This is a genomic window from Methanocaldococcus bathoardescens (genome assembly GCF_000739065.1).
In the GTDB taxonomy this organism is placed as follows: domain Archaea; phylum AGJL01; class Methanococci; order Methanococcales; family Methanocaldococcaceae; genus Methanocaldococcus; species Methanocaldococcus bathoardescens.
This window is the reverse complement of sequence record NZ_CP009149.1, coordinates 168832-191030: the sequence shown is the minus strand read 5'-3', so window position 1 is coordinate 191030 and position 22199 is coordinate 168832. Positions and strand designations below refer to the sequence as shown.

Genomic DNA, 22199 nt, shown 5'->3' with positions numbered 1-22199 from the left:
ATAAAATATTTCTATAAGGGCTATATATAGTTTAAGGTTGAAGTAGAATAGCGATATAACTAATTTACTTTAATTTAGTAAATTAAATATAAATTATAAACTAAAATAGAAAAGCATTTAGTTATTTCCTTATTATGGTTAATTCCCATATTTAAATGTATAGCAATTAAGATTTTATCCTAATTTTACCAGAAACTGTCAAGTTATGATAGTATCCAGTTATAGAACATCATGAAGCTCTTTATCCAACTAATAACCGTATCGAACTTACTATTATTAGGGAATCTATTAAAGAATGCTTTTGTTCTTCGTTTAAGCAGTGAGAAGAAGCTTTCTACACAATTTCTCAGTCCGAATCGGACTCTTTCAAATTTTAAGCCCAACTTCTGCAACGCCCACGGATACCATCTCCCACCATCAACCAAAATTTTAGGCTTATTCGAGCAAAATTTTAATATACCCCTAACGAATAATATAGTATCGAGGTAATTTCTTGTCTCTGATATATAAACTCCCAAGCATTCCTTCGATTTAACGTCAATAGCAGACCATACGTAAATAGTCTTATCTCCAAATTTTAGTTTAGTCTCGTCTATTGCAATTGGGTTTCTTACACTCCTCTTAGGTTCGTTTAAGACTTCTTTAATCTTGTGATAATAAACTCTAACTGACTCGTGGCTTATACTTTCGAATTGGGAGAGGAATAAACTCGTCTTTCTCAACGATAACCCGAGGTAGTATAAAAGCCCTGCTAAGATTTTAACTTCTATCGACTTTCTATTTCTTTTAAAAAGCTTCTTCTCTTTGATTCTCTCCTTTATAATCTCTATCGTGAGTCTCATATTTTATTATTTTTTATCGATATATTAATAAAAGTTTAACTTGACAGTCTCAAAAGGTTTTTATTCCATGAACTTCAAAATTATTATATAATATACCTAAAACTCAATTAAAATATTAAGAAAGCAGAAATGGTGAAAACTTGTATAAAAAAATAGTCATTCCAACTGATGGCTCAGATGTCTCAATTGAAGCTGCAAAGCATGGGATAAATATAGCCAAGGAATTCGATGCTGAGGTTTACGCAATATATGTTGTTGATGTCTCTCCATTTGTTGGATTACCTGCAGAAGGAAGCTGGGAAATGATAAGTGAGCTATTAAAAGAGGAAGGGCATGAGGCTTTAAAAAAGGTTAAAAAATTGGCTGAAGAGTGGGGGGTTAAAATTCATACAGAGATGTTGGAGGGTGTTCCTGCAAAAGAAATTGTTGAATTTGCTGAAAAGAAAAAAGCAGATTTGATTGTTATGGGAACTACAGGAAAAACAGGATTAGAAAGAATATTATTAGGTAGTGTTGCTGAAAGAGTTATTAAAAATGCTCACTGTCCAGTTTTAGTAGTTAAAAAACCAAAGAAATAAATTAAATTGATAAATTAAGATAAACTAAGTTATAATAAATCCTTAAAGTATTTTAAAAGGGAAGGTTTTTTAGTTATTATTCTTTTAACAAATTTTTTCAAATCAATGCCCTCTAAACTATCTCCTAATGCCTCTGCTAAAGCATCTAACTCATCATCACTCATTTTCTCTAAAATTTTTCTATATTTTAGATGATTCATTAAATACTCATAATGCTTTTCCTTCCATCTTCTTTCATATTCTTTTAGGGTTTCTTCACTCCAATCATTTGCTTTTATTGCTTTACTCGCCACTTCTCCAGCTATTAAACCACAATCCATTGCTAAATATATACCTCCACCAGTTAATGGGCTTATCTGCCCAGCAGCGTCTCCAACAACTAAAAGACCATCTGTATAGGTTTTTTCTATAGGGCCAGAAACAGGAGCTCCTCCAACTTTAAATTCTATTGGTGTTGCATCCTTTAACCTATCTTTAGCCAAACCATTTTCTATAAATTCTTCTAAATAATCAATAGCCTTCTTTTTCTTGTCTCTAACTCCTAAACCTACATTTGCTGTCTCTCCTTTAGGGAATATCCAAACATAACCACCTGGAGCTACTTCATTACCAAAATAGAATTCCATCATATTTTTATCCAACAATTCAACATTTGTCATTTCATATTCTGCACAGGAACAAATCTCTAATGGTTTTTTCTTTGCCTTTAATCCAGCATATTCAGCTATGTTACTTTCAACTCCATCGGCAGCTATAACCACTTTGGTTTTTATAGCATACTCTTCTCCCAAAAATTCAACTATAACATTCCAATAATTCCCATCTCTCTCTAAATCTATAGCTGTTGTTTTAACAGCTACTTTACTTCCTACCTTAGCTGCTCTTATAGCCAAATATTTATCAAAAATTTTTCTCTCAACTATATATCCTTGAGCTTTATCTTGAGTTACTGTAACTTTTTTTCCAGAAGGGGAGAATAAAATTCCTCCCTTAATAATGTTTCTAACAAACTCTGGTTCTGGTTTTAATCCAAATTCCTCTATTGATGGAATTGCTTCAGCACACCTAACTGGCTCCCCAATCTCTTGAGATTTCTCAATTAATAGTGTTTTAGCTCCATTCTTTGCTGATGCATAACTTGCCATGCTTCCTCCTGGTCCAGCTCCAACAACCACTACATCATATACATCATTTAACTCTCTCATTATTCTCCCTCTAATGCATTTAATGGACATACAATTACACACAACTTACAGTTACTGCATTTTTCTTCATCAATAACTATAATATGTTCCATTAAATTAATTGCCATCTTTTCACAAACTCCAACACATGCTCCACAATAACCACATTTTTTATGATTTATTTTTACCATAATTCCCCTCAATCTATTCTGTTAGTTAAATTAGGCATTATAAAGATTACTTAGTTGTTATTTTACTTAAATTAACATTGACATTATATTATATATTACTATCGCCAGAATATTTAATGTTGTACTCTTAGAGTTTTGAGTTCTTATAATTAATATTTTTGGTGGGGTATATGGTATTAAAAATAAAAGATAATATTTACTGCATGAGTTTTATAGAATGGAAAATCAGAGAATATAAAGGGTTAGATATCAACAAAGGCACTACATACAATTCATATCTTATCTTAGATAAAAATAATGTTTTGATTGATACTACAAGAATGAAATATTTTGATGAATTACTGTTATATTTGAAAGACATAGCTAATCTAAAATTAGATTATATAATCTCAAACCATATTAGTTTAGACCACAATGAGTGTATAGGAAAGCTTGTTGAACTCACAGGTGCAAAGGTTATAACTACAAAAATTGGAAAATATTATTTAGACGCCCAATTTGATACAAAAGATTGGGAATTTGTTATTGTAAATAATGGAGATGAAATAAATATTGGAAATAGAACATTAAAATTTATAACTGACGATAAATTTGGACATGTGCTAACATACTGTATAGAAGATGAAATCCTGTTTTCAAATGAATTATTTGGACAGCATGTGGCATATAAAGAAAAAATAGATGCAGATATAGGGCATAAAATTATCCTTGAAGCTAAAGAATATTTTGCCAACATATTGCTACCACATAAAAATAGCATTTTAAAAATACTAAGTATTTTAAAAGATTTAAATTTGGAATATATATGTCCATCACATGGTGTTATTTGGCGTAAGATGATTGATGAGATTCTAACAAAATATCGTATCTGGAGTTCTGGATTTCATAAAAATACTGCAGTTATTGTGTATGCGACCATTCACTATTCTACAGAAAAAATAGCCAGAGCACTTGGGGAAGGGTTAGCTGATGGGGGAGTTAATGTAATATACCACAGATTGGGCACATCCTCATTAAATATTATAATTAGAGATATTTTAGATGCAAAGTATGTGTTAATTGGTTCCCCAACAATAAATATGAATGTTCATCCAAAAGTGGGGATGTTATTAACTTATATAGAGGGATTAAAACTGGATAATAAAAAGATTGGTGTAGCTTTTGGTTCCTATGGATGGAAAGAATGTGCAACTAAAAAAATAAATGAATTTTTTAAAAAATTAGGATTTAAAGTTGTTGATGATGAAATATTGGCATTTAGATTTACACCAAGGGAAGATAATATTAAAAAAATTAAAGAATTTGGTAGAAAGTTAGCAAAAATTGAAGTATAATTAAAAGATATTTAAATACTCTTCAATTATCCTCTTAACATTTTCAACTATTAATTTAGTATCATTGGAAGGAGAAATTGAATATTTTTCATCCAATAAAGTATCTAATATATCCTCAGCTTTAACATAACCTTCTAAAAATGCTGGTGGGGCATACTTTAGTCCCATTCCATAACCCCCTTCTAAAACTGCTACAACGCCATATTTACTAAGCTTAGCTCCTGCAAATCTATAAAAGGTTTCAGTTAAATCCATGCTTGCCAAACCATCATTTATAAAAGCATCAAAACCAGCAGAAACTAAAACAATACTTGGTTTAAAGTAATCCAATATTGGTTCAACAACATCATTCCACGTAAATATGTAATCAGAGTCGGTTGAATGTGATTGGAAAGGAAGATTTATTTTAGTCCCTTCTGCCTTTTCTCCACCAATATCAAATACATCTCCTGTTCCAGGATAGATGCCTTTTTGATGGAAATCTATATGGATAACATTCTCATCATTCCAAAAGATTTCCTGAGTTCCATTTCCATGATGGACATCAAAATCAATTATTATAACTTTTTTCATATACTTTTTAGCCAATTCTGCAGCTCCTGCTATATTATTGAAGATGCAAAAACCGTTTGACATTGCTCCTAAAGCTCTTCCAGAAATTCCTGCATGATGCCCAGGAGGTCTTGTTAAAGCAAAGTATAAATCTTTCTCTTTTAATGCTAATTTTACAGCTTCTTTTGCTAATTTAAAGGCAGTTAATGCCGCATCTAAAGTTCCATTGGATATGTATGTATCGCCATCATAATAATTAAATGAATCATTACAAAGCTTTACTATTGAATCTACATACTCTTTACTATGAATTTCCAAAACTTCATCAATAGAAGATTTTCCTTCAATTAAAATTATATCATCAAATCCTCTCAATTTTAAACTATTTAAAATAGTCTCAACTCTCTCTGGATTTTCAACGTGATAAAATTTTGGTTTATGTTTTAGGACATCTGGATTGTATAAAATTTTTGGCATTATAGACACCTAAAAAATTAGCTGATTTAATATTAGCTAAAATATATGTTACAAAAAAGAGAATTTATAAGTTTCTTCTTTGAGATATTATCACTACAATTTATAATTTCTCTGCAAATTCATAACCTTTAGTAAATGCCAATAAGTTTTTCTCTTCAGTTCCTTTTGGAACACTATCTAAAATTGCCTTTTCCATACTTTCTTTTGAGACAATGTTGGTTAATCTTGTTAAAGCTCCTAACATAACTATATTCGCAACTATTGGAAGTTTTATTTCCTCTGAGGCAATTCTTGTAAATGGAATTTTATACATTGTTACATCAACTGTTGGCTTTTCATCAGTAGAAACTAAATCTTCATCAACCAACAAAACCCCACCTTCTTTAATATCATCCTTATATTTGTCATAAGCTTGCTGTGATAAACAAACTAATATATCTGGCTTTATGACTTTTGGGAAATCAATTGGTTCATCACTAATAACAACCTCTGATTTACTTGCCCCTCCTCTTGCTTCAGGTCCATAAGATTGTGTTTGAACCGCCTCTTTTTTGTCATATAAAGCAGCTGCTCTCCCTAAGATAACCCCAGCTAAAATAATCCCTTGCCCACCAAAGCCAGATAATCTTATCTCTTTTCTCATCTTAGCCCTCCTCTTTTAATTTTTAAAATTTTATGAAGGGGATTTTAAAAATATTTATTTTTATTCTTTCATTTTCTCAATCAACTTATGCAATTCATCAATAAATTCAGGTTTTTCTATCTCTAAAAACTCTCCAACAACTATTTTTCCACTTAACTCTTCTTCACTCATATTTTTTGCTTTATTTATGTGTATTGAGTTTTCTTTTAAGAATTTAATCATGTCAGCTGGCTTTCTTGAGATGTTGAATCTTCCATAGTATGTTGGGCATTGAGAGACAACCTCAATAAATGAAAAGCCTTTCTTCTGAATACCTTTTTTAATTGATTTAACAAGCTGAATTGGATGGGCTGTTGTCCATCTTGCCACATAAGTTGCTCCTGCCGCAATTGCCAATTTACATAAATCCATAGAGTTCTCTATACAACCATAAGGTGCTGTTGTTGCCTTTTTACCATAAGGTGTTGTTGGTGAAACTTGCCCCCCAGTCATTCCATAGATGTTGTTGTTTATACAAATAACAGTTAAATCTATGTTTCTTCTACATCCATGGATAAAGTGATTCCCCCCTATAGCCGCTAAGTCCCCATCTCCTGTAAATACGACAACATGTTTGTCTGGTCTTGCTATTTTAATTCCTGTTGCAAACGCTATAGGTCTTCCGTGGGTTGTGTGTAAGGAATCACAATATAGATAACCAGGAACTCTTGAAGAACATCCAATTCCTGAAACAGCTATATAGTCCTCTGGCTTTATATTTAGCTCATCAATTGCCTTTAAAAAGCAATTCATAACAATTCCATTTCCACATCCAGAACAGAAGATGTGTGGTAATCTATCTTGCCTCATGTATTTTAAAGAAGGATGCAATTTACCACCCCAATAATTTTTTGTTATCTTTTAATTTTATAAGTTTGTAATTTTTATTTTCTCATTACAACAGCGTGGCTAAGCTCAAATATTGCTCCAGACAGCTCATTACCAATATCTTGAATATCAGCTAAACTTAATTCAATCTCATCTCTTTGGATAGATAAAGCAACTGGTAAATACTTATAGGCAATTTCAAACATTTCAAATGGTTTGCACAACAAATCAACAGCTATTAAGCCATTGAAACTTTCATTTTCATTGAAGTTTTTAGTTATAATCTTGTTAATTATAATCTCATCCCTATCCAAAGAAATGAGCAGGTTTTTAATAACTTCTTCTTCATTTTTTCCAATTCCTTCAAACACTGCTTTAACTCTTATAAACCCTTCTTCTTCAAAATCAACTATTTCATCTTCATCATATTTACCTTTTTTATATCCCTCAACATCTATATCTTTTTTCTCTTTCACATATACGTTAAACCCAATCTTATAGGTATCAACAAATGATTTAAATGCACTTATAACTAAAGCCAAAACTTCATTTATTTCATTAGCTTTGAGTTTTAATTTTTCTGGTTTTATAACTTCAATATCTGCCCCATATTTTAAACAGAAGTTTATATAATCCTTAAAGTTATTAAAATTTATCTCAAATTCTCCAATTTTTGTATAAAACTTTAAATTTCCTTCTTCTTCTATATCTTCATCTACATATTTAAGTTTGGCATTATATTTTTCTTTCAGCTCATTAGCTAAGTTTTCAAATTCTTTTTCAACAATTTCTTTAGAATTTCCTTTAACTTCCTCTAACGCATGTATTTTTATCATCTTACCACCAAAAAAGTAAAATTAATTAAAATAAATAATTACTCAAATAGTGAGTACCTTCTTATAACAAAATCCTTTCCAAGAGTTGCTAAGAAAGCCCCTAACTTTGGTCCGTATTTTTTACCTAAAAGTATCATATACGATGCTTGAAATGCCTCTCTCGGATTTAAGCCAAGTTCTTTTGCTGTTTGATAAATCAACTCATGCAAGTTTAAAGCATCAAATTCAGCTGTTTTTAATTTTTCAGCAAAGTATTTAATCCATTCTTTTTGCTTATCCTTCAATTTTTCGTATATCTCTTTTGCCTCATTTTCATCAATTATAACCAACTTTTCCCCATATTTTAAAGCCCAGTTTCTTGCCATTAACAATCTATCTTTCAATTTTTTCATGCTGAACTCATCAATATCTTCAATGCTGTAATTATTTCTTCTTAATATTTCAAATACTCTTTCCATATCAACATCGTCCTTTTCTTCATTATAAGTTAGCTGAGCAATGATTGAGCAGAATCTATATGGTATAACAAATGGCTTGCTTTCAGGGATTTTTGGTGTTGATAATTCATAAATCCTTATCTTCTCCTCTTCCTCTTCACTTAATTCATCTTTATCTTTATTGTTAAAGTAGAAATCCTCTAATCTATCATACTCATCCACCAAGTCAGGAATTTTCTTTAAATCAAAGTCAATGTGTTTTGTTGGCTTACTTCTCAACAATAAGAATCTTAAAATCTCTGGATGAGCTATGTGAGTCCAATCCTTCACAGCAAACACAACTCCTTTTGAAGAACTCATTGGAATTGCCTTATCTCCAACCTTTAATTGAATCCATTCATAAACAACCTTTTTTGGTGGTTCATAGTTGTAAATTTCCTTAGCAATTAAAACTCCTGTATCGTAACTTCCCCCTGCTGCTGCATGGTCTTTACCCATTGGCTCAATAGTTACATTAAATATGCTCCACCTTGCTGGCCAATCAACTCTCCATGGGAGTTTTGCTCTTCCTTTATAAGGTTTGACGGTATTTTCAAAGCCACATATCTCACATTTATAAGTTACTTCCTCCTTCTCACTATCGTATTTTACAACCTTAGTTTTTAATTTTCCACAATTTTCACAAACTATGTTTATTGGCCACCAGTCATCTGGTAAAGGATTGGCTCTAAATTTATTTAAAATTTCCATGATTTTCTCTCTATTATCTAAGGCAATCTTTATCTTTTCATCATAAAGCCCTTTTTTGTAGTTTTCATCTGCTCTATATGTTGTTAGCTCAACTCCCAAATCATCTAAACTCTCTAAATATGGATTTAAAAAGTGTTCAGCATAGCTCTCACAACAACCTTCTGGACATGGTATCTCACTTAATGGCATTCCTATATATTGCTCAAACTCTTTTGGTAAAAATGGATATAACTTCCTTAATGGGTCGTAAGTGTCTGCTATAAAAATTAACTCTGCATCAACTCCTTTATTTATTAATCCCTTATAGATTGCATCTGCTGTCAATGTTTCTCTTGCATTTCCTACGTGGATATGTCCTGAAGGTGTTATTCCACTCGCAACGATATATTTATCTGCTTTTCTCTCTTCAATCAATTTTTCAGCAATTACATCAGCCCAATGCATAATTTCCCTCAAAATCTTTGTTTCCTCTATTTTATTGTCTATATTATTTAAAACATAAAATCAAAAAATCTAAATTTCTTTAGGTTACCAATAATTTGCTAAAATAATAACTACCAAAATAATATAAATAACTTAGTTTTGGATAAAAAAGCTGAATTGTAGTCAATCATCAAAATTTTTTATAGTTAATAATAACCTTAGAAAATGTTGTCTATTTTGATAATTGACTAATAAAACCTTAACACAACTCTTTTATTTCCATTAGTATGAGCTAACTCTAACAAATCATCTAATATTTTTTCAATCTCAACCTCTATAACACCATATTTCTCATGAACTAATCTTACCAACCCTTCATTGTAGTGCATTAATTTTCCTTCAACATGAACTCTTCCAAAATATATTTCAATATATTCTCCAGTGTCGATATTTTTGAGATATTCAATAACTTCTTTTGGATTTTTTATATCGATTATTTCTTCTGCCATAGTATCACTCTACTAATATTATAATTTGTCTGTTTGAGCTAATTTTCTAAGCCGTTCAACACCTTTTATTTCTTTAATAACATCAACAACTGCCTTAGGAACTAAATGCTCCCATTTCTCTCCATTTAACATTCTCCTCCTAATTTCAGTTCCAGAATATTCTTTCCTATTAAACATCTCTGGCTTTTTTACTTTATATCCTCTCTCCTCAAACAAAACTCTAACTAATGGGTTTCCACTATACACAATATCAAATGGAGGAGTTAGAGACTCAACATAAGAAACCCAAATAGAGTTAAATTCAATATCTTTTATAGGTATTGGATAATAGGTTAAATTATAATCTTTAAGTGATTGGGTAATCATCAATATCCTCTCACCAGCTGTGAATGGATTTTCTAAGGTATGACTTTTTTGAGCACTACCAATCCCAATGATTATTTCATCAACTTCCTCAGCTATCTTTTTTATCACTTCTAAATGTCCTTTGTGAAATGGCTGAAATCTACCAATTATAAACCCTCTCAACGTATCACCAGAAAACAGTAAAGATTTAGATTATTAAAAATATACATGGTAAAATAGATGTAAAAACAAAAACTTAAAAATTAAAAGGATTTATTCCTTCTCTAAGTATGATTTTCTTATGAAGTTTAATATAACTTTTTGCTCAGTTCTTGCTACAACTCTTCTTATTGTTTCTACTGCATCAATGTTTGCTGATACACTGTCTATTCCCCACTCAACCAACTTCTCAACTATGTGAGGTCTGCTTCCAGCTTGCCCACAAATTGATGTTTTAACACCATGTTTCTTACATGTTTTAATTACATGCTCAACCAATTTTAACACTGCAGGGTGGTCTTCCTTATAATACTTTGAAACCAACTCATTATTTCTATCTATTGCTATTGTGTATTGTGTTAAATCATTTGTCCCCAAGCTAACAAAGTTTATTCCTTCTTTTATAAACTCCTCAATAATTAAAGCTGCTGCTGGTGTCTCAACCATAATACCAAATGGAATATCTTTACCTAACTCTATTCCTACTTCTCTTGCAATTTCTTTAACTTTTCTAACTTCATCCGGATGAGTTACAAGAGGAATCATAATTTCTATATTCTTATATCCTTCTTCTCTTAATCTTTTAATTGCCTTTAACTCGCATTTTAAGATATCAACTTCATCTAAACCTCTCCTAATTCCTCTCCAACCTAACATTGGGTTGTGTTCTATTGGCTCGTTTTCTCCCCCTTCTAAGCCTCTAAACTCATCTGTTGGAGCATCTAATGTTCTATAAGTTACAGGTCTTGGATAGAATGCATCTGCTACCTTTCTAATTCCTTCCATTAACGCCTCTATTAATGCATCTTCTCCTTCTTCCTCTAAAATCTTTCTTGGGTGCTTACCTAATCCTAATATCATGTGCTCTGCTCTTAATAACCCAACTCCATCTGCTCCTGTTGCTGCCGCTCTCTCAGCAACCTCTGGCATACTGACATTAACTTTAACTTCTGTAGCTGTGATAATTGGAGCTTGCTGGATAACTGCTACTGCTTCTGGCTTTTTCTCTTCAACTTTTTTAATCTCCCCTTCATATACAATTCCTTTCTCTCCATCAACTGTAACAATCATTCCATCTTTCAAAATCTCTGTAGCTTTCTTTGTTCCAACAACACATGGTGTTCCAAGCTCTCTTGAAACAATTGCTGCGTGACAGGTTAATCCTCCCTCATCTGTTACAATAGCAGCGGCTTTTTTCATTGCTGGGACCATATCTGGTGTGGTCATCTTTGTAACTAAGATATCTCCTTCTTTAACTTTGTCTATCTCACTAACATCCCTAATTATCTTAACAGTTCCAGTAGCAATTCCTGGTGAAGCTCCAATACCTTTTAATAATATCTTTGCTTCAATTTCTTCTTCTTTTGCTTTTTTCTCTTTCTTACCTTTTTTCAATGTTGTAATTGGTCTTGCTTGAAGCATGTAGAATTTACCTTTTTCATGAGCCCATTCAACATCCATTGGTTTTCCATAATGTTTCTCAATATTCAATCCAATTTTAGCCAATTCTTTAATTTCTTCATCTGTTAAAACTTGCTTCTCCTTCATATCATCAGGGACTTCAATAACTTTTGTCTCTCCTTTCTCATCCTTAACAAACATTGTCTCCTTTCTTGCTATATACTTATCAATAATTTCTAAGGTCTTTTTATTAACAATGTATGTATCTGGGGAAACAGAACCGCTAACAACTCCTTCCCCTAAACCCCATGCTGCCTCAATAACTAACTCATCGTAATTTTCGTTAATTGGATTTACTGTAAACATAACCCCTGCCTTTTCAGCATTAACCAACTTTTGAACAACTGCAGCTAAAGCTACTTTAAAGTGGTCAAATCCTTGCTGTTCTCTATAGAAAATAGCCCTTGGTGTAAATAATGATGAGAAACATTTTTGAACATATTTAACTACATTCTCAGCTCCTTTTATATTTAAGTAAGTATCTTGCTGTCCTGCAAAACTTGCTTCGGGCAAATCTTCAGCAGTTGCAGAACTTCTAACAGCTACTGTTACCTCATCCTCATTACACATTTCTGATAATCTATTGTATGCCTCAATAATAGCCAATCTCAAATCTTCTGGCATCTCTGCCTCTTCAATTAATTTTCTAATTTTCTTTGATGCTTCTGTTAATGCATCTGTGTCATTAACATCCAAACCGCTTAAAATTTCTTTCATTTTATCTATTAAGCCTGTCTCTTTTATAAAGTGTCTGTATGCATCAGCAGTAACAACAAATGCTGGTGGAACTGGCAATCCAGCGTTCCACATCTCTCCCAATGAAGCTCCTTTACCTCCAGCAATATTAACATCTTTATTTGAGAGTTCATCCAACCATGCAATGAATTTCATTGTTATCCCCTTTTTTGTTTTAGACAATTAACAATATATAGGGGATTATATAAACTTTTTATTTTTTAGATACATTTAAATATATGGATAAATTTGTTGATAATAAAATAGCAATAGACATTTAAGTTAATTATTTAAAAATAGAAAAAATAAATTAAGGATTTTTACTGCTTAATTAACTCTTTTCCTTGCTCAATAACTACTCTACATGGAACTGGTAATTTCATTGCAGCTCTTCTTAAAGCTTCCTTTGCAGCTGGGAATTTGTCAGGGTTTACCCATACTGTCATAATTGCTTGTCCTTCTCTAACTCTTGCAGCTGTTCCAATTGGTTTTCCAAACGCTAACCTCATCCCATCTGAAATTCTATCTGCCCCAGCTCCTGTAGCCATTTTGTGTTCTCTTAATATTTGGTGTGGATAGACTCTAATTTGGAACTTGTAACCCATTCTACCGCACATTTTTGTTAAATATTTGTTTGCAGCAACTCTTGCAGCTTCTAAAGCATTGTGTCTTATTTGAATTGGTCTTGTAGCTATTAAATTAACTTTAACTGGGAATTCAGCTGATAAGTTACCCATCATGAAATGAACAACTTTTGGTTGTGGAACCCCTTTAACATACTCTTTTCTTGTGTATGGTGGCTTATCTACATCCCTGTAACATCTGTTTGGTCTTAAGGAAGCCATTATCATCACCTATTTTTTGTGGCTGTTTCGTATAAATAGAGGAAGGAATAATGTGTTTTCCAACTTTCAATATATAAGATTTATCTTGTTGCTTATATTCTTAACTTACTATTTAAAGCTTACTGTTATAGTGTTTTTCAAAATATTCAGTAGAAAAAGGCATTTATAAACACTTTGACCACAGAATAAAATTTATTTATTGAACTTATAAGCCATTTATGGCTTAAATATTCTAAATTATATTGATAAATGTGGTCAAAGTGTTTAAAAGCCAGGGGCTTTTATATAAGTGCATTAGAAAATCCAATAAGTTTTGAAAAACACTAATATTTTTGCTACTCTAAAAAAATGAACTTTATGACCTGCTTAGCAACTTCTAAGATTTTCCTTGTAGTTATATATGAAACAGCTTCATCATGATACTCAACACTCACATATTCTTCAACAATCTTAGCCTCTTTTTTTGCCAACTGCAAAGCAATAAAATGCTCTACTGCATAACCGTCTCCAAAATTTATGTCCTTCAAAAGCTCTGCCTTTATTATCCTAAAACCACACTGAACATCTCTAAAGAAATAAAACCTTTTTGAATATATAAACACTGCCAACGATGTTAAAATTGAAGCAAAGAAATTAGAAACCTGCCTATGCAATGGAATATGCCTATATTTCCTAACACCAAAGACAGCATCTGCATTAGTATCTTTTAATTTTTTTAATAATTTTGGGATGTCAATAGGTTTGTGTTGATAATCTCCATCAATGTATATAATGTATTTATATTTATTCAAAGACAAAGCAAATCTTGTTCCTTTTTCTATTGCTTTTGCCTTACCTTGATTTCTTTCATTTCTTATCAAATAAACATTAATCTTAGAATTTTTTGCAAACTCTTCAACCACTTTTGAAGTGTTATCCTTGGAACCATCATCCACTACTACAGCATCAACTCCTAATTTTTCCAAATCCCTCAAAACCTTTAAGATATTTCTCTCTTCATTGAATGCTGGAATTATTGCAATCATAAGTTATCACAATAAAAAGCTATATAATAAATTTAAAGTTAAAAACCCTTAAAAAAGTAACTTAAATTAAAAAATTTACTAAAATAGATGAAATGTTTAGATTTTAATTAAATACATTACAACAAATCCAAATGCTATACCAAGAACCAGTCCAAAAATTCCATAAATTAACCAACTATTATTTTGAGTATTTTGGACACTTTGTGCTGATGTTTCATTATTTGTGCATAAGTTTGATGCATTTACATCTTCATTTTCTTGAGAATTTGTTATATCAACATTTTCATTTGTTTTATTTAAGCTAACATTATTATCATTTATTGATATATTTGATATATTTGTAGAATTCATTATACTTGTATTTTTGGATACATTTTCAGTAATATTTTTTAGAATTGTTATATTATTAATATCTATTTCTGATACATTTTCAACTTCATTTTTAGTTGCAATCTCAGATAGTGATAATATTGTAATATTAGCTAAAAACTTTTTCTTTACAGTTACACCATTAACAAAATATTTCATCTGAATTTTAATTGTATGGTTTCCAGGTTTTATTGCTTTACCTTCAAATATATGAAATACCTTAGCATCCTCCGCAACTCCTGCATAATATAGGGTAGATTCCTCAAACTCTATAGCATCTGAAAAAACTGTAACATTAAAATCTTCAACAGCATAAGGGACTCTCCATTGGAATATAACATATACAGAACTATTAACTAAACATTTTTCTGGGGTTACTATAATATCTGGATTTGAAGCGTAATTTGGCAATATAAAAAATAATAATAAGAAAGAGACGATAGTCTTTTTCATTTTACCCCCCAATTTTTAATTTTCTTAACCTTTCATTTAGTTTATCAACCTCCTCTTTTGTTAATCTTGTAGCTTTTTTAACTTCTTCTAATTCTTTTTGTAGTATCATTACTTTAATACCAAGTATTACGTTTAGAGCTAAGCTAATAGCTACAATAACATATAATACAGTTACATCCATATTTATCTCCCCCCAAACAGCCCCTTAATAAATCTGGAGATGAAGGACTCTTTCTTCTTCTTAACTTGTGCCTCATACTTAACTCCAATTAGCTTAGCGGCAATTTCCATGATTGCTTGAGCGGCTGGGGAATCTGGATACATGATAACAAGAGGGGTTCCAAATGCAGCTGCTTTTCTAACATGAGGATCTTCTGGAACAACACCTATAACAGGAACTTCTAAAATAGTTTCTATTGCCTTAACTCCTAACTCCGTACTCTCATTTGAAACCCTATTAACAATAGCCCCAATAATATCAGTTCCCAATCTTTTTGTTATAGCAATAATTTTTAATGCATCAGATATTGAAGATATCTCAGGATTTACAACAACAATTAAACCATCTGCTGATGATATTGCTATCAATGTTTCTTTTCCAATACCTGCTGGACAGTCAATAATTAAAATCTCAACTAAATCATGTATTGCTTTTAAAACTTCTTCAAGTTTTTCTGGTTTAGCCCTTCTAAACTTTTCCAATGAAACTCCAGCTGGGATAACTAAAACTCCTTCAGGCCCTTCGTAAATCGCATCCTTTATATCTGCCTTACCAGCCAATACATCGTTTAAAGTTACTGGCTTTCCTTCCAATCCCATAATAAGTTCTAAATTAGCCATTGCTATATCAGCGTCTAAAACAGCTACTTTTTTTCCAAATTTTGCTAATGCTACAGCAAGATTTGCAGATATTGTTGTCTTTCCAGTCCCTCCTTTTCCAGAAGCTATTGCAATAGCTATTGCCATTAATGTCACCTTTAGAGCATTTCCTACAAACTTGTAATATAAATGGCAAGTAATATATAAAGATTTAGTTTTTATTTCGTTATTTGTGGCAAATTATGTATTTAGTTGTTACTCTTTCGTCCGTACCTTTTATTTTCATATTTCCATTTTCAATAACAATTATATCCCCATCTTTAAAGTTACCTTCCACCTCTACGACTTTAAATACATTTGGATTTGGGTCAATTTTATCTATAGCTACATAGTTATCATAAAGGTGAAGTTTTCCATCTTTAATAACCCCAATTTCTCCATTTTTTACAATTTTATTAACTATAGTCATAATTTTTCCAAAATTAATAAGCTGTTTTCTCAGCTCTTCTCTATATTTAAACAAACTCTCTATATCTTTTTTAACTACATCCTCAAAATTTTTCTCATATTTATTTATACTATAAATATCGTATTCTTTACTTATAGTTGGATTCCATTTTAATTTTTCAAAAATTTCTCTTATAGTGTCTTCTATCTGTTCTAAAGGCATCATTGGAAAGAGTTTTGCGGTTCTTTTTAACTCTTCTTCAGCACTCTTTTTTAAAAATCTATTTCCAAGAACTACAATCCCAAATCCCTCTTTTATTGTTTGATTAGTGACAGTGTCGTTTAGAATATCTACAATAGCACATTTTCCCTTTGTTGCATAAACTCTCCTTCTCTTTGCATCTATTCCTAAGCTTCTAACTTCCCCAACTACTACTGAATCAGATATTTTCCTAACCTTTTCCCTATTATCCTCAATTATAATCTTAATGTCAAGCTCTTTGGCTAATTTATACAATTCTTCTTCTGATTTTATTTCTCCACTATATAATTTTTCCTCTAAAATTTTTCTATTTTCTTCATTACCTCTAAAAAATATCTGCCTTCTATCTCCTCCAATTACAGCTCCATTTTTACCATAATAGCAGATAATTAAGCTCATTGTTCCCACCCCATAGGGGCTACGCCCCTATTGGTATACCCCTTATTATTTAATTTAAATTTAATAAACTTTCTTAAAATTTCGAAGATGCTAAAGCTCATTCTTTTCCACCTATTTAAACAATCTATATTAGTATTATTGTTATAGTTAATCTTATATATTAGTTATTAAATAGTAATATTTATAAGCTCAAAAATAAACGGGGGGAATTATGACAGAGATGGATAGGATTAGTATCTCACTACCTTCAAAGCTCTTGAGAGAGTTTGATGAAATAATTGCTGAAAGGGGATATGCGAGTAGAAGTGAAGCAATAAGGGATGCCATTAGAGATTATATAATAAAACACAAATGGATTCACAGCTTAGAAGGTGAAAGGGCGGGGAGTATAAGCGTAATTTACAATCACCACGCATCAGATGTTATGGAAAAAATTACTGAAATTCAACACAACTATACTGATATTATTGTTGCTACTTTACATTTACACTTAGACCACGACCACTGCTTAGAGACAATATTAGTTAGAGGAGATGCTAAGAAGATTAGAGAATTGACAGATAAATTAACTGCTTTAAAAGGAGTTAAGCAAGTGAGATTAAGTGTTATGGTTCCTGGTGGGCATATTCCAGAATAAATTTATTTTAAAGTTTCATAAAAGTTTTCTTTCATCTCCTAAAGGAACAATATTTTTATTTTCTACCTCAATATATGCTTCCCATATATTTTTACATTCACATTCAATATCTAAAATACTCAAATCTTGAGTTAAAGTAAATTTTTCTAACTTTTCTTTAATTAATTTGTTGCATTTGCATCCATATAGGTTATGAGTTCCTCTCTCACTACCAATACCAGAAGTGTCACACATAATTAATGCATTTGGATTGTTTTCTTTAACTTCTCTCAATATCTCAACTACACTCCATAAGAATGGCGGTCTATATTGATTTTTACTCCAAAAATATTCCATTACACTACCTTTATGAACTGTGGCGGGGCAGAAAGATATTCTTGAACATCCTAACTCTATACATTTGTTTGCTGAATATATGGCATCTTCAATTGCTTCCTTTTCAGTTATAAAGAGTGGCTTTATTAACAAATAAGCTTTTATTCCAACGTTGTAGTTTTTAGCTAACTCTATCACTCTGATTATTTGCTCATTTGTTATTCCTTTGTTAATTGCTTTTTCTCTAATTTCTTCGTTAAAACTTTCTATCCCTACTCCAATTTCAACATTAATATCGATATATTTTCTAATTTCATTTAATTTATCTTCATCAATAAATTCAGGTCTTGATTCAATCGCTATCTCTTTTAAATTATCAAATTCACTTAATTTTTTGAAAATATAATCTCTTGCCTCTTTTGATACTTCTCTATCATCTAAGAAACTTCCAGAAGTGAAGATTTTAACACTAAAATCTTTGAGATTATTTATCTTTTCTTTATACTTTTCAATTGCGTAATTAAACTGATTTATTATATTCTCAGCAGTTATTTTTTCAGGGGAAGAATCCATTAAATAAGAACACATCAAACAGCCCCCTTCTTTTGCATAATAACATCCTTCTGTCCTTAAAATTATTGTTAGTGATTTTCCTATATTAAAATCTCTATATATATCATCTTGAATCCACACTGCAATAGGTTTGTTTTTATCTCCTGATTTTCTCTTTTTTAAATACCTCTCTCTTAATTTCTTTAGGAATTCTTTATAATCATAATTAACAATTTGGTTCATTTTATCAACTCTTCTATATTCTTTTTTAATCTCTCAATCCCATAATTTTCGACGAAATCTGCCATCCTGCCTTTCCCAAACTTTGCATATAAACTTATCAATTCATCAATAACCAATAAAACATCATCCTCAGTTTTTAAATCTATTAGATGTTTTCCTTCTTTATATATCCTCCCACCTTTCCCTCCAACGAACATGCTAATAACTCTCTCAGCTTTAAAAGAATCACATAGAGCAGTACATCTACCCTCTCCAGTGCATGTATCTTTTATTATTTTATTTTCCCAATCTATAGCATCTAAATCACAAAAATCTTTACATTTTCCACAATTTGTGCAAATCTCTTTGTCTATAGTTATTTTATATCTATAACATATTCCTATATCACAAAATCTATGAAACGTGCATGAATTTGGACAACCACTAACATTTATCTTCACTTTTCTTGGAACCCAGACACCTTCAAACTCTTCATGAATCATTCTCGCTAAAGAAACTGAATCTCCAATAGCGTTGTAGCATTCTAAGCCAATACAAGATACGACTTGCCTAACCCTGGTTCCAGTTGAACCTAAGGTTAAATTAACACTATTTAAAATTTTTTCCACTTCTTCTAAATATTCTGGGGATATTTTAAATTCAATGCCTTGTCTTGTTGTTATATGGGCTTTATTATCACCAAAATTTTCAATGATATACGCTATTGCCTTTAACTGCTCAGCATTTATAAATCCAGGTTTTAAAGAAACTCTTAATGAATATCCATCTTTTTTCATTATAACTCCATATTTTAAGTTTATGTTGCAGTGCATTCTTTTCACCAAAAAAATTATGTAGAATTAAAATTTTGACATTTTTAAATTTGCAATATAATTAATGAGCTCTTCTATACCACTAAAACAAATTGGATAATTAATTTTTGGCCTTTCAACAACTATAACCTTAGCCCCTGCTTCTAAAGCTCCATAAACCTTTTCTTCAAAACCTCCACTATCTCCACTATCCTTAGTTATTATGGCGTCACATCCATAATCTTTTATCAAATATTTATTAAGCTCCTTAGAAAAAGTCCCATACATAGCTACAATATTTTTTTGTGGCAAAATCTTTAATGCCTCATTTACAGAGATTGGTAGAACTCTTGCTATAACCTTATCTTTCCCAACGATATCAACAACTGTCTTTAAATTCTTAATTCCTGCCATGTGAAATACTTTATTTGCTTTTTTAGCCAATCTTGCAGCTTCAACAAAATCTTTAACATATATAACATTTGGATGGTTTATCTTTTCCTCTTTTCTCTCAAATCTTACATATTTTATATTAAGCTCTTTACAAACATCAATAGCATTTTTGCTTGCATTTATTGCAAAAGGATGAGTGGCATCGACTAAGATATCTATATTGTATTTTTCTATAACATCTTTCAGCTCATTTTTATCTAAAGGTTTTGTTATCATTTCATCAGCAAACTCTTCCCCTAATTTTCCACCGTAATCAGTTGTAGAAGTGTATAAAATAAAGACATCTCCTAAATTTCTCAATCTTTTACCAATTTCAACACTATCCTTAGTCCCTCCCATTAACAATAGCTTCATAACTTCACCATAAATATTTTATTCCACATCCAACTATTATTTGTTAAACATAATATATTATTTGTACAGGTGAAAAGATGGCAGTTGAGTATTTAAAAAAGCTCTCAAAACTACATGGAATATCTGGAAGAGAGGATAGTATTAGAGAGTTTATGAAAAAAGAGTTGGAAAAATATTGTGATGAAGTTATTGTTGATAATTTTGGAAATTTAATTGCAAAGAGAGGAAATAGTGGAAAGAAAATTATGATAGCTGCCCACATGGATGAGATTGGTTTGATGGTTAAATATATAGATGACAATGGCTTCTTAAAATTCACAAAAATTGGGGGCATTTATGACCCAACAATATTAAACCAAAAAGTTGTAGTTCATGGGAGCAAAGGGGATTTAATTGGAGTTCTTGGTTCAAAACCACCACACAGAATGAAAGAAGAGGAAAAAACCAAAATAATCAAATATGAAGATATGTTTATAGATATTGGAGCTGAGAGTAGAGAAGAAGCTATAGAGATGGGAGTTAATATAGGAACATGGGTTTCTTTCTTAAGTGAGGTTTATGAGTTAGGGAAGTATAGATTAACTGGAAAGGCATTTGATGATAGGGTTGGATGTGCTGTTCTCTTAGAAATTATGAAGAGGTTATCTGAAGAGGATATTGATTGCCAAGTTTATGCTGTGGGAACTGTTCAAGAAGAAGTTGGATTAAAAGGGGCAAGAGTTTCTGCCTTTAAAATAAATCCAGATGTTGCTATTGCATTAGATGTAACTATTGCTGGCGACCACCCTGGAATTAAAAAAGAAGATGCCCCAGTTGATTTAGGTAAAGGGCCTGTAGTTGGGATAGTGGATGCATCTGGTAGGGGGTTAATTGCTCATCCAAAAGTTTTAGAGATGATTAGAGCAGTTTCTGAAAAGTATAAAATAGATGTCCAGTGGGAAGTTGGAGAAGGGGGAACAACTGATGCAACAGCTATCCACTTAACAAGAGAAGGAATTCCAACAGGAGTTATATCTGTCCCAGCAAGATATATACACACACCAGTTGAAGTTATTGATAAAAGAGATTTGGAAAAAACTGTTGAATTAGTTTATCATTGCATAAAAGAGGTTAATAACTTCTTTTAAATATCTTTATTATTATTTAACTTATTATTTAACTTTTGGTATTTCAGCTTAATTCCATTATTGTTATTATTGAGATTTACAAGATTCTTTAATTCTTTTATGATATATTTATAGAATAGTTCTATAATATCCCCCATAAAGATAATACCTTCTAACTTTCCAAAAACTTTTTCAGGATATTTTGTGTTAATCACTGGTAGTTGGTCTAATTTTTTGTTAAATTTTATCATTTTTTCAAAGGCTGTAATTATATCTTCATCAGTAGTTGTATATGGCGGATTTTTTATCATAACCTCCCCCACTTTGAGATAAGGGTAGTTTATTAAATATTTTCCAACATTTTTTAATGTAGCATATCCAATCATCACTCCTCTATTATCAATTACTGGCATCCCACTAATGTCGTGTTTAATCATTTCATTAAATACTTCTCCTATTGTACTTTCAGGTGTTGTAGTAATAACACTACTACCCGACACCATCACATCCTTTACCTTAATTTTTTGCAACTCCTTGTATCTATTGAGAGTTCTAACCAAATGCAGTTTTACGAATTTTGACATATTCTCTACCTTATTTTATAGAAATAATTAGATTTAAAGATTTCAATCTATTGAATTACTAAAAGAAAAAATATCAACAATTGAAAATTTTGTTGTCATGATTTAAATAACTTACTCATATATTAATGCACTTTAAATTTTTAAACTTACAATATCGTAAAA

General features: G+C 31.1%; 25 protein-coding genes. 4 read left to right on the top strand and 21 right to left on the bottom strand.

Annotated features, from left to right (window positions below):
• Positions 1–203: 203 nt before the first annotated feature.
• Positions 204–842, bottom strand: a complete 639-nt coding sequence (locus JH146_RS01020; protein WP_048201262.1) for an IS6 family transposase — start codon at positions 840–842, stop codon at positions 204–206.
• A 140-nt stretch (positions 843–982) separates the two neighbouring features.
• On the opposite strand from JH146_RS01020, the gene JH146_RS01015 reads away from it, so the two are divergent.
• Complete coding sequence (locus tag JH146_RS01015; protein WP_048201261.1) at positions 983–1420, top strand: universal stress protein; 438 nt, start codon at positions 983–985, stop codon at positions 1418–1420.
• Between the two features lie 29 nt (positions 1421–1449).
• Here the strand turns inward: JH146_RS01015 and JH146_RS01010 are convergent, their stop codons facing one another.
• Both JH146_RS01010 and JH146_RS01005 read right to left on the bottom strand, forming a co-directional pair.
• A complete protein-coding gene (locus JH146_RS01010) occupies positions 1450–2625 on the bottom strand; it encodes an NAD(P)/FAD-dependent oxidoreductase (RefSeq protein ID WP_048201260.1) in 1176 nt (391 codons plus the stop codon).
• Positions 2625–2795, bottom strand: coding sequence for a 4Fe-4S binding protein (locus tag JH146_RS01005; RefSeq protein ID WP_048201259.1), 171 nt, complete (start codon positions 2793–2795; stop codon positions 2625–2627). The genes JH146_RS01010 and JH146_RS01005 overlap by 1 nt, the downstream gene beginning before the upstream one ends.
• 170 nt (positions 2796–2965) lie before the next feature.
• On the opposite strand from JH146_RS01005, the gene JH146_RS01000 reads away from it, so the two are divergent.
• Positions 2966–4129 carry an FprA family A-type flavoprotein gene (locus JH146_RS01000; RefSeq protein WP_048201258.1) on the top strand — a complete coding sequence of 388 codons (1164 nt, stop codon included), beginning with the start codon at positions 2966–2968 and terminating at the stop codon, positions 4127–4129.
• Here the strand turns inward: JH146_RS01000 and JH146_RS00995 are convergent, their stop codons facing one another.
• The 14 genes from JH146_RS00995 to JH146_RS00930 form a co-directional block, all read right to left on the bottom strand.
• On the bottom strand, positions 4130–5158 hold the full coding sequence (locus JH146_RS00995; RefSeq protein ID WP_048201257.1) for a histone deacetylase family protein: 1029 nt from the start codon (positions 5156–5158) through the stop codon (positions 4130–4132).
• Between the two features lie 100 nt (positions 5159–5258).
• On the bottom strand, positions 5259–5801 hold the full coding sequence (locus JH146_RS00990; RefSeq protein WP_048201256.1) for a 2-oxoacid:ferredoxin oxidoreductase subunit gamma: 543 nt from the start codon (positions 5799–5801) through the stop codon (positions 5259–5261).
• 60 nt (positions 5802–5861) lie between these two features.
• On the bottom strand, positions 5862–6671 hold the full coding sequence (locus tag JH146_RS00985) for a 2-oxoacid:ferredoxin oxidoreductase subunit beta (RefSeq protein WP_048201255.1): 810 nt from the start codon (positions 6669–6671) through the stop codon (positions 5862–5864).
• Between the two features lie 53 nt (positions 6672–6724).
• Positions 6725–7504, bottom strand: coding sequence for a hypothetical protein (locus JH146_RS00980; RefSeq protein WP_048201254.1), 780 nt, complete (start codon positions 7502–7504; stop codon positions 6725–6727).
• A 38-nt stretch (positions 7505–7542) separates the two neighbouring features.
• Positions 7543–9135, bottom strand: a complete 1593-nt coding sequence (gene lysS, locus JH146_RS00975; RefSeq protein WP_048201253.1) for a lysine--tRNA ligase — start codon at positions 9133–9135, stop codon at positions 7543–7545.
• Positions 9136–9362: 227 nt separating this feature from the next.
• Complete coding sequence (locus JH146_RS00970; RefSeq protein ID WP_048201252.1) at positions 9363–9623, bottom strand: DUF2097 family protein; 261 nt, start codon at positions 9621–9623, stop codon at positions 9363–9365.
• A gap of 18 nt (positions 9624–9641) precedes the next feature.
• Positions 9642–10151: a nicotinamide-nucleotide adenylyltransferase gene (locus JH146_RS00965; protein WP_048201251.1), complete on the bottom strand. Its 510-nt coding sequence runs from the start codon at positions 10149–10151 to the stop codon at positions 9642–9644.
• A 90-nt stretch (positions 10152–10241) separates the two neighbouring features.
• Positions 10242–12539: a phosphoenolpyruvate synthase gene (ppsA, locus tag JH146_RS00960; RefSeq protein ID WP_048201250.1), complete on the bottom strand. Its 2298-nt coding sequence runs from the start codon at positions 12537–12539 to the stop codon at positions 10242–10244.
• 164 nt (positions 12540–12703) lie between these two features.
• Entirely contained in the window at positions 12704–13228 is a 525-nt protein-coding gene (gene rplJ / locus JH146_RS00955; RefSeq protein ID WP_048201249.1) for a 50S ribosomal protein L16, read from the bottom strand.
• Between the two features lie 335 nt (positions 13229–13563).
• The gene (locus tag JH146_RS00950) at positions 13564–14253 is read right to left on the bottom strand and encodes a glycosyltransferase family 2 protein (protein ID WP_048201248.1); all 690 of its coding nucleotides are present in this window, start codon (positions 14251–14253) and stop codon (positions 13564–13566) included.
• A gap of 96 nt (positions 14254–14349) precedes the next feature.
• Positions 14350–15075, bottom strand: a complete 726-nt coding sequence (locus tag JH146_RS00945; protein WP_048201247.1) for a hypothetical protein — start codon at positions 15073–15075, stop codon at positions 14350–14352.
• A 1-nt stretch (position 15076) separates the two neighbouring features.
• Positions 15077–15256 carry a hypothetical protein gene (locus JH146_RS00940; RefSeq protein WP_048201246.1) on the bottom strand — a complete coding sequence of 60 codons (180 nt, stop codon included), beginning with the start codon at positions 15254–15256 and terminating at the stop codon, positions 15077–15079.
• 2 nt (positions 15257–15258) lie between these two features.
• Positions 15259–16041, bottom strand: coding sequence for a septum site-determining protein MinD (minD, locus tag JH146_RS00935; RefSeq protein ID WP_048201245.1), 783 nt, complete (start codon positions 16039–16041; stop codon positions 15259–15261).
• A gap of 79 nt (positions 16042–16120) precedes the next feature.
• Complete coding sequence (locus tag JH146_RS00930; RefSeq protein WP_048201244.1) at positions 16121–17002, bottom strand: DUF2121 family protein; 882 nt, start codon at positions 17000–17002, stop codon at positions 16121–16123.
• A 211-nt stretch (positions 17003–17213) separates the two neighbouring features.
• Between JH146_RS00930 and nikR the strand changes: the two genes are divergently transcribed.
• Positions 17214–17639 carry a nickel-responsive transcriptional regulator NikR gene (gene nikR / locus JH146_RS00925; RefSeq protein WP_048201243.1) on the top strand — a complete coding sequence of 142 codons (426 nt, stop codon included), beginning with the start codon at positions 17214–17216 and terminating at the stop codon, positions 17637–17639.
• Between the two features lie 15 nt (positions 17640–17654).
• On the opposite strand, the gene JH146_RS00920 is transcribed toward nikR, so the two are convergent.
• From JH146_RS00920 to cobK, 3 genes are read right to left on the bottom strand one after another with little or no spacing between them, the layout of a single operon-like run.
• A complete protein-coding gene (locus JH146_RS00920; RefSeq protein WP_048201242.1) occupies positions 17655–18749 on the bottom strand; it encodes an archaeosine biosynthesis radical SAM protein RaSEA in 1095 nt (364 codons plus the stop codon).
• A complete protein-coding gene (locus tag JH146_RS00915; protein ID WP_048201241.1) occupies positions 18746–19561 on the bottom strand; it encodes a hypothetical protein in 816 nt (271 codons plus the stop codon). Before JH146_RS00915 ends, JH146_RS00920 begins: the two co-directional genes overlap by 4 nt.
• Before the next feature lie 27 nt (positions 19562–19588).
• Positions 19589–20347 (bottom strand): precorrin-6A reductase, encoded by a 759-nt coding sequence (cobK, locus tag JH146_RS00910; RefSeq protein ID WP_173400792.1) that lies wholly within the window; start codon positions 20345–20347, stop codon positions 19589–19591.
• A 77-nt stretch (positions 20348–20424) separates the two neighbouring features.
• On the opposite strand from cobK, the gene JH146_RS00905 reads away from it, so the two are divergent.
• The gene (locus tag JH146_RS00905) at positions 20425–21474 is read left to right on the top strand and encodes a M42 family metallopeptidase (protein ID WP_048201240.1); all 1050 of its coding nucleotides are present in this window, start codon (positions 20425–20427) and stop codon (positions 21472–21474) included.
• Here JH146_RS00905 and JH146_RS00900 read toward each other — a convergent pair.
• Entirely contained in the window at positions 21471–22037 is a 567-nt protein-coding gene (locus JH146_RS00900; protein WP_048201239.1) for a CBS domain-containing protein, read from the bottom strand. The genes JH146_RS00905 and JH146_RS00900 overlap by 4 nt on opposite strands.
• Between the last annotated feature and the right edge of the window lie 162 nt (positions 22038–22199).